Here is an 11,176-nt window from a genome sequence, read left to right as displayed (position 1 = left end):
GTTTCACCTGCCGCCCTGTCGCCGACCACCCTCGTTCGTCCACTGTGGAGGAATCGCCATGACCACCGCCCTGACCCGCGAAACCCACCTGGTCCAGGACTTCTACCGATTCGTCGACTCCGGCGACGTGCCCGCGCTGGTCTCGATGTTCACCGAGGACACCGTCTACCACCGCCCCGGCTACCCGCCGGCCGTCGGCCAGGAGGGCGTGGCCCACTTCTACACCAGCGTCCGCGTCATCAAGGAGGGCACGCACCGCGTCGAGTCGGTGGTGCGGGAGGGCGACCAGGTCGCGGTGCGCGGTTCGTTCGAGGGCGTGCTGCGCGACGGCACGCCGACCAGCCTGCGCTACGCCGACTTCTTCACCCTGGCCGCCGACGACCGCTTCCGCCGGCGCGAGACGTTCTTCTTCGCCCCCCTCGCCTGATCCGCCACCCCTGCCGCAAGAAGGAGCCCGTCATGACCTCCGTCCTGGACAAGACCACCGCCGTCAAGGCGCCCGGCCACGGCGACGCGTTCACCAGCCACCTCTACAGCCTGCGCTACTCGCCCGACCTCGGTTGGCACGACGGCGGCCTCCAGCCGCTGGCGGACCTCTCGCTGCACCCCGCGACGCTGGGCCTGCACTACGGCCAGGTGATCTTCGAGGGCATGAAGGCGTTCCGGCAGCAGGACGGCTCGGTCGCGGTGTTCCGGCCGTGGGAGAACGCGCGCCGCTTCAACCGGTCGGGCGCGCGACTGGCCATGCCGGAGCTGCCCGAGCACCTGTACGTCGAGGGCGTGGACGCGGTGGTCGCCGCCGACCACGGCGAGCTGTCCGACGACCCCGACCACAGCCTCTACCTGCGCCCGCTGATGTTCGGCACGGACGCCAACCTGATGCTGCGGCCGTCCGAGGAGTACCTGTTCCTGGTGATGGCGTTCGTCGCGGGCGGTTTCTTCGGCGACGTGGTGCGCCCGGTGTCGGTGCTGGTGTCGCGGGACCAGGCGAGGGCCATGCCCGGCGGCACGGGCGACGTGAAGTGCGCGGCGAACTACGGTCCCTCGTTCGTGGCCCAGCGCCGGGCGCAGCAGGCCGGGTGCCAGCAGGTGGTGTGGCTGGACTCCGCCGAGCGCCGCTGGGTCGAGGAGATGGGCGGCATGAACCTGTTCTTCGTGCGCGGCAACGGCCCGGGCGCCGAGGTCTTCACCACCCCGCTGACCGGCACCCTGCTGCCCGGCGTGACGCGCGACTCCCTCATGCGCGTGGCGGCCCGCCTCGGCTACCGCGTCGCGGAGCGCCCGGTCTCGGTCGACGAGTGGCGGGCCGGGTGCGAGGCCGGTGAGATCACCGAGGTGTTCGCCTGCGGCACCGCGGCGGTGGTCACGCCGGTCGGGCACGTCAAGGACGTCGAAGGCGACTTCACCGTGGGTGACGGCGAGATGGGGCCGGTGACCCGCACCCTGCGCGAGGCTCTCGTCGACCTCCAGCGCGGCCGGGTCGCGGACGTGGACGGGTGGCTGCACCGGGTGTGCTGAGGTCCCGGGCGACGCGGGTCGGGGCCCCGCCCCGACCCGCCCGCTCCTCCGCTTCGCACTTGCTCCCCCACTTCGGAATTGCTTCACGGCAACCGAGGTGTCCGGAGCGCGGCGAACGGGTACCTCCGGTGGGACGAGAGCCACCTGACGAAGCCGGGAGCAGCCATGCCTTGGGTCCAGCGCCACCGCCGCCGCCTGCCGTACAGCTTCTTCCGCACCACCACGGTGCAGAGCCACCACCGCAGGCGTCCCGGCAGCGTGCCGATCGTGCCGATCGCCATCGTCGCCGGCATCATGCTGCTGCTCATCCTCATCTTCTGACGCTCCGCTCGCCGCGGCGCGCGACGGGCAGGGGGCCGGGCAGGTCGGCGCACAGCGCCGCCAGGTCCCGGCCCGCCCGGAGCACCGCGCCGTCGGGGCGGACCACCGCCGCCGTCGCGCGACCACCGCGCAGCCAGGCGTGCAGGTCCTCCCCCGGCCGGGTCGCCACGAGGACCGCACCGCGCCGCTCCACGGCGGCGCGCCGCGCCGGTGTGACGTCGACCGACGTGACGACGGCGAAGCGGTCCGCGACCAAGTCGTCGAAGCGGCGGCCGTCGCCGAGCACCGCGTTCGGGCACAGCCGGCCGGCCAGGCCGCCGCGCAACCGGGACCGCACCACCAGGTCGGACCGGCGCAGCGGCGGCGTTTCGCTGTCCAGCGCGCGATTCCTGAGGCCCGGCAACGATCCCAGCCTCGGCACGACCGCGCCGCGCACCAGGTCGCCCGCCCTGCCGCCGCCGGTCATGGCGATGCCGACGAGCTTGGCCAGGCCGATCATCGCGCGGGCGTGGGGCGCGCGTTCGACCTCGTAGGTGTCCAGCGCGACGCCGGGCAGCGCCCCGCCGAGGACACCGGCGAGCTTCCAGCAGAGGTTGGCCGCGTCGCGCAGCCCCGCGCCCAGGCCCTGCCCGGTGAACGGCGGCATGAGGTGGGCGGCGTCGCCGAGGAGGAACACCCGGCGGTCGCGCCACCGCTCGGCCACCCGCGCGCGGAACTCGTACTCGGCGACGCGGACCAGCTCCAGCTCCTCGACCGGGACGGCCCCGGTCCACGGCGCGATCAGCGGGTGCAGCGCGGCGACGTCGCGGTGCTGCTCCGCGCCCTCGCCGGGCCGGAGCCGGAACTCCCAGCGGTAGCGGTCCCCGCCGATCCGCATGTAGGTCGCGGCGCGGTGGCCGTCGCAGACCTGGTGCACGCCCTCCCACTGGTCCAGTTCGGCCCGCGTGGCGACGTCCACGACCAACCAGCGCTGGGTGAAGCCCAGGTCGCGCACGCCCACGCCGGTGTGGGACCGGACGAGGCTGTTCGCGCCGTCGCAGCCGAGCACGTACCGAGCGCGGACCACGCCCGGCTCGCCGGTGGCGAGGTCGGTGAACGCCACCTCCGCCTCGTCGCCGTCCTGCGCGAGAGCGGTGACCTCGACGCCGCCGCGCACCCGGACGCCCCGGTGCCGCGCCAGGTTCGCGCGGAGGACCCGTTCCAGCTCGGGCTGGTCGAACATGTTCGCCTCGGGGTGGCCGTGCCTGCCCGGCTCGGCGCCCCGCCGGAACTCGGCGAGCACCCGCAGGTCGCGGTCGAGCAGCCGCAGGCCCCGGGCCGGCCGGGAGATGCCGGCGAACCCGTCGCCCGCGCCCAGCCGGACCAGGACCCGGCGCACCTCGTCGTCGAGGTGCACCGCGCGGGGCAGCGGGTGGACCTCGGTCCGGCGCTCCAGCACCAGGCACTCGACGCCGTGGCGGGCCAGCAGCGTCGCGGCGGCGAGCCCGGTGGGCCCGGCGCCGACGACGACCACCGGCAGCACCCGGGTGTCCACGGCGGTCACGTGGCGCGCAGCAGGGCGGCGCACAGGGTCAGGCCGGGGCCGAAGGCCATGGCGACCACGGGGTCGCCGGGTCGCAGGCCGCCGCGGGCGAGCAGGTCGCCGAGCACCAGCAGCACGGTCGCCGAGGAGCAGTTGCCGTGCTCGCGCAGCACCCGCCGGGAGTGTTCCATCGCGGTGGCGGGCAGGTCGAGCTCCCGCGCCACCGTGTCGAGGATGCGCGGCCCGCCGGGGTGCACGGCCCAGCCGCGCACGTCCGCCGGCGCGAGGCCGTGCCCGCCGAGCAGGTCCTCGATGGCGCCGCGCACGTGCTTGCCCAGCACCTCGGGCACGTGCGGCGACAGCTCCATCCGGAACCCGTGGTCGGTGATCCGCCAGGTCATGTGGTCCTGGGTGGTGCTGTCGGTCAGGGTGGTCGTGCCGAGCAGCTCCAGGCCGCCCGGCGCGTCCCCGGGTCTCAGGACGATCGCCGCGGCGGCGTCGCTGAACAGGGCGTGGGACACGATCTGCTGCACGTCGCGGGTCGGCGGCTGCACGTGCAGGGAGGTGAGCTCGACGCACAGCAGCACCGCCGGCCGCTGGTGCGCCGTGACGTAGTCGGCGGTGGCGGCCAGGGCGGGCAGGGCGGCGTGGCAGCCGGTGTGGCCGACGAGCAGGCGCCTCGCGTCGGCGGGCAGGTCGAGCGACGCGGCGAGCCGGACGTCCAGGCCGGGCGCGGTGTAGCCGGTGCAGGAGGCGACGGTGAGCTGGCCGACGTCGGCCGGGGTGAGCCCGGCGTCCTCGACGGCCGCGGCCACCGCGGCGTGCCCGAGCGCGGGGGCGTGCTGCTCGTAGCGCCGCATCCGGACGCCGGTCGACGCGCCGGACAGGTCCTCGTCCAGGGGGCTCACCGCGCCGTGGCGGCGCTCCACCCCGGCCGAGCGGAAGATCCTCTCGGCGGCGCGGCTGCCGCCGAAGTGGGCGCGGAAGTACCGGTCCCACACGTCCCGCTGCTCGAAGGCGCGGGGCAGCGCCGTGCCGATGCCGGTGATGCGCGCGGTCACCACCCGCCCTCCCCCGTCGTGCCGCCGGTCGTTCGGGTCGTCCCGTAGTGCGCAGGAGCGTTCAAGCTCAACCTCTCTCACCGCGGGTCTTGGTGCCGCGGCCCTGGAACAGCACCGCTGTCGTGCGGGTGGGCACCATCGCCACGTCGTCGGTCCGACCGGTCAGCCAGGCCAGCAGCCCGGTCACCGAGGGCCGGATACCCCGCAGCGCGAGCCGGACACCGTGACGTGCGCACTCGCGCACCAATGAGGAGCGGTCGACCAGCAGGGCGGGGTCGTGCACCCCGCGCGGGGCCAGGCCCGGCACGCGTTCGGCCACGCCGATGGCCACCAGCCGGCACGCGGCGGTCGCGGCCAGCGAGTCCAGCACCAGCAGGCCGCCCGGTCGCAGCACGCGGCACGCCTCCGCGACGGCCGTCGGCAGGTCCGGCACGTGTTCCAGCACCTCACCCGCCACCACCACGTCGGCGACGCCGTCCGCCAGGGGCACGGCGAGGACGTCGCCCCGCACCGCCTCGACGCCGTGCTCGCGCGCCTGGCCGAGCGACGAGGGCGAGACGTCCACGCCGACGTGCCGGTAGCCCTTGCCGCGGAGGTGCGGCGCGAGCAGGCCCGCGCCGCAGCCGAGGTCGACCAGCACCGCGCCGGGCCGGGCGGCGGGCGGCACGAGTTCGGCGCGGGCCGCGGCGAGCCAGTGCAGCATCGCGAACGCGCCCCGCGGCCGCCACCACTCGTCGGCCAGCACCTCGTAGAGCCGCCAGTCGTTCAGCGGAAGTTCGCCGGGCCGGCAGAGTGGTGTCCCGTGCTGAGCGTCCCGGCCCTGATCCGTGCGTGCCACCCCCTGCCCGCCCTCGCCGTCACCGCGGTGGCCGCCGCGCTGGCCGTCACCACCGGCCGCGACGGGTGGGGCGTCGTCGCGGTCACCACGGCCGTGCTGGTCGGCCAGCTGTCGGTCGGGTGGCTCAACGACGCCCTCGACGCCCGGCGCGACGCCGCGTCGAACCGGGGTGACAAGCCGGTGGCCACCGGCGCGATCAGCAGGACGGCGGTCGCCGTCGCCGCCGGGGTCGCGATGCCCCTGGCCGTCGTGCTGTCGCTGCTGTCCGGGTTCGTCGCCGGTGCGGCGCACGTGGTCGCGCTCCTCTCCGCCTGGGCCTACGACCTGGGCGTGAAGGGCACCGCGTTCTCGGTGGCCCCCTACGCCGCGTCCTTCGGGCTGCTGCCCGCCTTCGTGGTGCTCGGCGCGCCGGGCCACCCCTGGCCGCCGGTGTGGCTCGTGGCCGCCGGGTCGGTGCTGGGCAGCGCCGCCCACTTCGCGAACGCCATCCCCGACATCGACGACGACCTCGCCACCGGGGTGCGCGGCCTGCCGCACCGCCTGGGCGCGGGCGCGAGCGCCGTCCTGGCCTCGGTGCTGGTGCTGGTCACCTCGGCGATCCTGGTCCTCGGCCCGCCCGGACCGGTCTCGCTCGCCGGGCTGGTGGCCCTGCCGCTGTCCGTCGCTGTCCTCGTGGTCGGCCGGCTGCGCGCCCGCCGCCCCGGCTCGCGGGCGGCGTTCAACGCCCTGCTGGTGGTCGCCGTGATCGACGTGGTCCTGCTGATCGCCACCGGTGCCGTCGTGGTGTGACGCGCGGACCGTCACAGGCGCTTCCCGTACCCGGCGACCGCGCGCGCCAGCGACGGCGCGACCGGCGTCAGCACCGCGTCCAGGACGCGGCTCACCGGCGGCACGGCGGCCAACCGCGTGACGCCCCACCAGCGCGGCACCGCGGCGGTGCGCGACCACCGGCCGGTCAGGCACCGCTCCACCGCGGCGGCGACCCGCTCCGGGGCCGCGCCGAACGACACCTTGCCGGGCGCCTCGGTCTCGCTGGGACGTCCCTGCTGGTCGCGGGCCAGCCACTCGGTGCGCATCGGCGCCGGGCACAGCACGTGCACGCGCACCCCGCGCGGCACCTCGCGGCGCAGCGCCGCCGAAAGCCCGTTCACCCCGGCTTTCGTCGCCGAGTACAGCGACAGCGGCGGCACCGGGGCCCAAGCGCCCACCGAGGAGATCATCACCACGTCGCCGCCCCGGTCCGCCAGGTGCGGCAGGACGAGGCGCGTCACCTCCGCGACCGCGGTGAAGTTGACGGCGACGAGGTCGGCGACGGTCGCGGCGTCCAGGTCGACCAGCCTGCCGACCGCGCCGCGCCCCGCGTTGTTGACCACCGCGTCGACCCGGCCCCAGCGCTCCACCGCGGTGCGCACCAGGCGTTCGCGGTCGTCGGCGTCGGTCACGTCGCACCGGACGGGCAGCATCCCGGGCGCCCCGGCGACCGCGGCGTCGAGCCGGTCCCGGTCGCGTCCGCAGATCACGACGCGAGCCCCGCGGGCGGCCAACCGCCGCGCCGTCACCCGCCCGATGCCGGCCGAACCGCCGGTGACGAGCACGACCCTGTCGTGGAGTGAGCGCATGGTCCCGAGTACCCGGTCCGGCCGGAAGCACACGGGCCGTTGCGCGCCGAGGCGGTTCCCGTCGCAGGTCGCGGGCCGTGGCGAACGCCGCGCCGGTGGTCGTGGCCGGGAGCGGCGCCGGTCCGCGCGGACCGCGTCAGTCCTCCCCCTCGGTCGCGTCGCTGCCCCAGGGGCCGATGACGCCGAGCGAGCCCTCGCCCGCGTCGAACGCCGAGAACAGGTCGGCCTCCCACGCGGGCCCGTCCTGGAACAGCAGGACCAGGGGCTGTTCGTCGCCGTCCTCGGTGGCGGGGTCGAAGTCGGTCACCACCTCCCGGCGCAGCAGGAGCACCCCGTCCTCCACCAGCGGCGCGGCGCGCAGGGACGCGGTGGCGGCGACCAGTTCCCCACCCCTCGCGGACACCGTGTCGTCCAGTAAGCCGGGGGTGGTCAGCAGCAGCACGGCCAGCCGGTCGCCGTCGCGCTCGTAGCGCACGCCCAGGTCGAACGGGAGCAGGTAGAACACGCCCTCCTCGCCCTCGTGGCCGCGGTCCATGAGGACGTCCAGCACCTGCTGGGCCGGGTCGTCCGGGCTCGGGTCGATCGCCAGCACGACCAACTCGGCCTGGTCCTCCTCATCGGTGTCGTCGTCCTCCAGCGCCGGCACGACGGTGATCCACATCTGCTCCGCATCGCCCATGCCGGGATCCAAGCACCACCCCACTACCCGGTGAACCGCGGACCACCACCGGACCACGCCGGTTGCTCCGGGTACCGCCCGCACAGCGCAACAAGACCACCTGTTCGGGCGGACAAGTCCACGTTCGCGGGAACAGCCGCCCACGCACGGGTGCTCCGAGACCGATCAGGCGATTCCCGACAGAGGCCGGACCGCCACCAAGGAGGGAGGCCTGGCGACGCTGCGCTGCGCAGCCCCGTGCCGTATCGATCACCCGAGTGGTCACACGACCGGGGCGTGGCACAGTGGCCCACTTCCCACGACCCACCCGATGGAAGGACCCACCCGCGTGCACACGGAAGCGCAGGCCCGGATCAGGCTCGTCTTCTCGCTCTTCGACGTCAACGGCAACGGCCGGGTCGAGGCCGCCGACTTCGAGGCGATGGCCGACCGCGTCGACGCGGTGGCCACCGGCTCCGACGACGCGGCGCGCGAGAGGATGATCGCCGCTTTCCGCCACTACTGGGAGACCCTGGAAGCCGAGCTGGACGTCGACCGCGACGGCTCGATCTCCGTCGAGGAGTTCGAGGCGTGCACGTTGTCGCCGGAGCGGTTCGGCGACACCGTCGAGGAGTTCGCGGAGTCCCTGGCCGCGCTGGGCGACCCCGACGGCGACGGCCGGATCGAGCGCCCGCTGTTCACCGCCCTGATGACCGCGATCGGCTTCGACCCGGCGAACACCAACGCGCTGTTCGACGCGTTCGGCCCCTCGGCGGCGGACGAGGTCGAGGTGCGCACGTGGGTCGAGGCCATCAAGGACTACTACCGGCCCGACAAGGCCGGGATCTCCGGCGACCTCCTGGTCGGCGGCGACGCCGGCTGAACGCCCCGACGGCAGGAGGAGCGAACCACGTGCCCACCACCGAGGGCGGGATCGACGCCGGGGTCGGCCGGACCGCGTTGATGGTCGCCGCGGCCCGCGCCATCGAGACCCACCGCGCCGACTCCCTGGCCCGGGACGAGTACGCCGAGCACTTCGTGCGGGCGGCGCGCGCCTCGGCCGACTGGCCGGTGCGCCCCGACCAGGTGACCGACGACGACCCGCTGTGGGGCAGGTTGGCCCGCTACTTCGGCCTGCGCACCAGGGTGTTCGACGACTTCCTGCTGGGGTCGGCGCACGCGGGCACGCGCCAGGTCGTGCTGTTCGGCGCGGGGCTGGACTCGCGGGCGCTGCGCCTGGACTGGCCCGCCGGCGTCACGGTCTTCGAACTCGACCGCGAACCGGTGCTGGCGTTCAAGCAGCGGGTGCTCGACGACCTGGGCGCGAGCCACCGCGCCACCCGCGTCCCGGTCGCCGTGGACCTGGGCCACGACTGGTCCCCGGCGCTGGCCGCCGCCGGCTTCGCCCCGGGGCTGCCGACGGCCTGGCTGGCGGAGGGCCTGGTCATGTACCTGACGCCCACCGCCGAACGGCGGCTCGTGGACGCCGTCGACCGGCTCTCGGCCCCCGCCGGCGCCCTGGTCTACGAGACCAAGCAGCGCCCGACTGCGCCGAACATCGTCCACCACCCGCTCTACACCGGGACGAGGACCAGGATCGGCGTGGACCTGATCTCCCTGTTCGACGCCGGTCCCCGCCCCGACTCGGCGGCCGACCTCACCGGGCGCGGCTGGTCCACCACGACCCGCGTGCCGTTCGAGTTCACCACCCGGCACGGTTTCAGGCTCCGGCGGGAGGCGAACGACCCGCTCGACGACAACCGCTGGGTGTTCGCCGAGAAACCGCGGGAGTCGCGGGGGCCGCAGGAGTCGGAGCGGCCGGGGTAGTCGGGGTAGCCGGAGAGACACAGGGGCCGGGCGGGAGCGGGCGGGTGCCCCGCCCGGCCCATTGACACCGGTCCAGACCACCTCCATGCTGATGAGAGCGCTCTCACGTCCGTCGCCGCGCACGTGGTTCCCGCCGGTCGGCACGATCATGGAGGAACGAGGCGCATGCGAGGCCCACGACTGCTCACCCTCGCCCTGGCGGCGCTCACCGCCGCGGGCCTGCTCACCGGACCGGCCGCGGCGGCCACCGCACCGGCCGCGACGACCACCGCACCGGCCGCCGCGACGAAGAAGGGCGTGAGCGTCAACAACCACCCCGGTGTCGCCGCCGCGCTCGCCGACGTGCGGGCCGGTTGGTACTACACCTGGGCGTCCGACACCCAGGGCGTCACCACCCCCGCCGGGGTCGAGTTCGTGCCGATGATCTGGGGCGCGGGCGCGGTCACCGACGCCCAGCTGAACCGGGCCCGCTCGTCGGGCACCACCCTGCTCGGCTTCAACGAGCCCGACATGGCCGGGCAGGCGAACATGTCGGTCGAGCAGGCGCTCTCCCTGTGGCCCCGGCTCCAGGCCACCGGCATGAGGCTCGGCGCGCCCGCCGTCGCGTTCGGCGGCGACCGGGCGGGCGGCTGGCTCGACCGGTTCATGAGCGGGGCCGCCGCGCGCGGCTACCGGGTCGACTTCATCCCGTTGCACTGGTACGGCAGCGATTTCTCGACCGCCGCCACGGGGCACCTCCAGAGCTACGTCCAGGCGGTCCACGACCGGTACCGCAAACCGATCTGGTTGACCGAGTACGGGCTGATCGACTTCACCGGCCCGCAGCCCAGGTACCCCGACCAGGCCCGGCAGTCGGATTTCGTGCGCCGCTCCAGCGCCATGCTCAACGGCCTGCCCCACGTCGAGCGGTTCGCGTGGTTCTCGCTGTCCACGCGCACCAGCCCGACCGGCCTCTACGACGGGACCACGCCCAACACCACCGGCGTGGCCTACCGGTCCGTGCCCTGACCCCGCCCGGAGGAGGAGCGATGCGCAGGTTCCTGTGCGCGGTGATCACCGTGGTCGCCGCCCTCGCCGTCGTCACACCGCCGGTCGCCGCCGCGGCCGACCACACCGTCACCTTCGTCAACCGGTCCGGTCGGCCCGTGTGGGTCGGCAGCACCGTCAACGCCGACGGCTCCCGTCCCCTGACCGGCCTGCCCACCCTGCACAACGGCCAGTCGGCCACCATCACCATCCCGGAGTCGAGCGCCCCGAACCACTGGCGCGGCACGTTCTTCGCCCGCCAGGACTGCACCGGCGCGTCCGGCAGCACGTTCCGCTGCCGGGTCGGCGACTGCGGCCCGCTGTCGGACCGCTGCACCACCGGGGAGCGGCCGGCGAGCCTGGCGGAGTTCAACTTCGACCGCGGGGACTGGCTCGCGCCCTGGTACAACGTCAGCTACGTCAACGCGTTCTCGCTGCCGATCACCATCGAGGCGCGCGACGGCGTGACCCCTCCGGGCTCCGCCGAGTGCACCGCCGTGGGCTGCCCGGAGGACCTGCTGCCGCACTGCCCGCCGGAGAACCTGACCCGCTGGGCGGACGGCAGGCCGATGCTGTGCACCAACCCGAACCGCGACGCGCGGACCGCCTACAGCAACGCCCTGTCCTCCCGCTGCCCCAAGGCCTACGCGTGGTCCCGGCACGACACCGAACCGGGCAACCAGGTCGTCCGGCAGTGCCGCCGGTGCACCGGGTTCACCGTCACGTTCCACCCGGTGGCCTGACGCCGGGGTGGGAGGCGGGCGACGCCTCCCACCCCGGGTCCGC

At 74.8% G+C, this 11,176-nt stretch carries 13 protein-coding genes; 8 read left to right on the top strand and 5 right to left on the bottom strand.

Annotated features, from left to right (window positions below; genetic code table 11):
- The first annotated feature begins 58 nt into the window (after positions 1–58).
- From ABD223_RS23245 to ABD223_RS23235, 3 genes are all read left to right on the top strand, one after another.
- Positions 59–427, top strand: a complete 369-nt coding sequence (locus tag ABD223_RS23245) for a nuclear transport factor 2 family protein (RefSeq protein ID WP_344038520.1) — start codon at positions 59–61, stop codon at positions 425–427.
- 32 nt (positions 428–459) lie between these two features.
- Positions 460–1,518, top strand: a complete 1,059-nt coding sequence (locus ABD223_RS23240; RefSeq protein WP_344038519.1) for a branched-chain amino acid aminotransferase — start codon at positions 460–462, stop codon at positions 1,516–1,518.
- Between the two features lie 165 nt (positions 1,519–1,683).
- Positions 1,684–1,839 carry a hypothetical protein gene (locus ABD223_RS23235; protein WP_344038518.1) on the top strand — a complete coding sequence of 52 codons (156 nt, stop codon included), beginning with the start codon at positions 1,684–1,686 and terminating at the stop codon, positions 1,837–1,839.
- On the opposite strand, the gene mhpA is transcribed toward ABD223_RS23235, so the two are convergent.
- The 3 genes from mhpA to ABD223_RS23220 all read right to left on the bottom strand — a co-directional run bounded on the left by mhpA (position 1,829) and on the right by ABD223_RS23220 (position 5,260).
- The gene (mhpA, locus tag ABD223_RS23230) at positions 1,829–3,382 is read right to left on the bottom strand and encodes a bifunctional 3-(3-hydroxy-phenyl)propionate/3-hydroxycinnamic acid hydroxylase MhpA (protein ID WP_344038517.1); all 1,554 of its coding nucleotides are present in this window, start codon (positions 3,380–3,382) and stop codon (positions 1,829–1,831) included. The two genes, ABD223_RS23235 and mhpA, sit on opposite strands and share 11 nt — an antisense overlap.
- Positions 3,379–4,422, bottom strand: a complete 1,044-nt coding sequence (locus ABD223_RS23225) for a type III polyketide synthase (protein WP_344038516.1) — start codon at positions 4,420–4,422, stop codon at positions 3,379–3,381. The genes mhpA and ABD223_RS23225 overlap by 4 nt, the downstream gene beginning before the upstream one ends.
- Positions 4,423–4,489: 67 nt before the next feature.
- Positions 4,490–5,260 (bottom strand): class I SAM-dependent methyltransferase, encoded by a 771-nt coding sequence (locus ABD223_RS23220; RefSeq protein ID WP_344038515.1) that lies wholly within the window; start codon positions 5,258–5,260, stop codon positions 4,490–4,492.
- Between ABD223_RS23220 and ABD223_RS23215 the strand changes: the two genes are divergently transcribed.
- Positions 5,225–6,049 carry a UbiA family prenyltransferase gene (locus ABD223_RS23215; RefSeq protein ID WP_344038514.1) on the top strand — a complete coding sequence of 275 codons (825 nt, stop codon included), beginning with the start codon at positions 5,225–5,227 and terminating at the stop codon, positions 6,047–6,049. The two genes, ABD223_RS23220 and ABD223_RS23215, sit on opposite strands and share 36 nt — an antisense overlap.
- 11 nt (positions 6,050–6,060) lie before the next feature.
- Here the strand turns inward: ABD223_RS23215 and ABD223_RS23210 are convergent, their stop codons facing one another.
- Positions 6,061–6,879 (bottom strand): SDR family oxidoreductase, encoded by an 819-nt coding sequence (locus tag ABD223_RS23210; protein ID WP_344038513.1) that lies wholly within the window; start codon positions 6,877–6,879, stop codon positions 6,061–6,063.
- Positions 6,880–7,015: 136 nt separating this feature from the next.
- Entirely contained in the window at positions 7,016–7,558 is a 543-nt protein-coding gene (locus ABD223_RS23205) for a hypothetical protein (protein WP_344038512.1), read from the bottom strand.
- 328 nt (positions 7,559–7,886) lie between these two features.
- Between ABD223_RS23205 and ABD223_RS23200 the strand changes: the two genes are divergently transcribed.
- From ABD223_RS23200 to ABD223_RS23185, 4 genes are all read left to right on the top strand, one after another.
- Positions 7,887–8,420, top strand: a complete 534-nt coding sequence (locus ABD223_RS23200) for an EF-hand domain-containing protein (RefSeq protein WP_344038511.1) — start codon at positions 7,887–7,889, stop codon at positions 8,418–8,420.
- Between the two features lie 29 nt (positions 8,421–8,449).
- Complete coding sequence (locus tag ABD223_RS23195) at positions 8,450–9,364, top strand: SAM-dependent methyltransferase (protein ID WP_344038510.1); 915 nt, start codon at positions 8,450–8,452, stop codon at positions 9,362–9,364.
- A gap of 165 nt (positions 9,365–9,529) precedes the next feature.
- Positions 9,530–10,372 (top strand): glycoside hydrolase family protein, encoded by an 843-nt coding sequence (locus ABD223_RS23190; RefSeq protein ID WP_344038509.1) that lies wholly within the window; start codon positions 9,530–9,532, stop codon positions 10,370–10,372.
- Between the two features lie 20 nt (positions 10,373–10,392).
- On the top strand, positions 10,393–11,133 hold the full coding sequence (locus ABD223_RS23185) for a thaumatin family protein (protein WP_344038508.1): 741 nt from the start codon (positions 10,393–10,395) through the stop codon (positions 11,131–11,133).
- Positions 11,134–11,176: the final 43 nt, after the last annotated feature.

The organism is Saccharothrix xinjiangensis (assembly GCF_039527585.1).
GTDB classification, from domain to species: Bacteria; Actinomycetota; Actinomycetes; order Mycobacteriales; family Pseudonocardiaceae; genus Actinosynnema; species Actinosynnema xinjiangensis.
Note: the sequence above shows the minus strand (reverse complement) of the source record. Positions and strands in the feature narration are given on the sequence as shown.

Excerpts from the sequence above, each read along its gene's own strand:
- ABD223_RS23205 (WP_344038512.1), bottom strand. The coding sequence starts at position 7,558 with ATGGGCGATGCGGAGCAGATGTGGATCACCGTCGTGCCGGCGCTGGAG.
- ABD223_RS23245 (WP_344038520.1), top strand. The coding sequence starts at position 59 with ATGACCACCGCCCTGACCCGCGAAACCCACCTGGTCCAGGACTTCTAC.
- ABD223_RS23185 (WP_344038508.1), top strand. The coding sequence starts at position 10,393 with ATGCGCAGGTTCCTGTGCGCGGTGATCACCGTGGTCGCCGCCCTCGCC.
- ABD223_RS23235 (WP_344038518.1), top strand. The coding sequence starts at position 1,684 with ATGCCTTGGGTCCAGCGCCACCGCCGCCGCCTGCCGTACAGCTTCTTC.
- ABD223_RS23210 (WP_344038513.1), bottom strand. The coding sequence starts at position 6,879 with ATGCGCTCACTCCACGACAGGGTCGTGCTCGTCACCGGCGGTTCGGCC.
- ABD223_RS23190 (WP_344038509.1), top strand. The coding sequence starts at position 9,530 with ATGCGAGGCCCACGACTGCTCACCCTCGCCCTGGCGGCGCTCACCGCC.
- ABD223_RS23240 (WP_344038519.1), top strand. The coding sequence starts at position 460 with ATGACCTCCGTCCTGGACAAGACCACCGCCGTCAAGGCGCCCGGCCAC.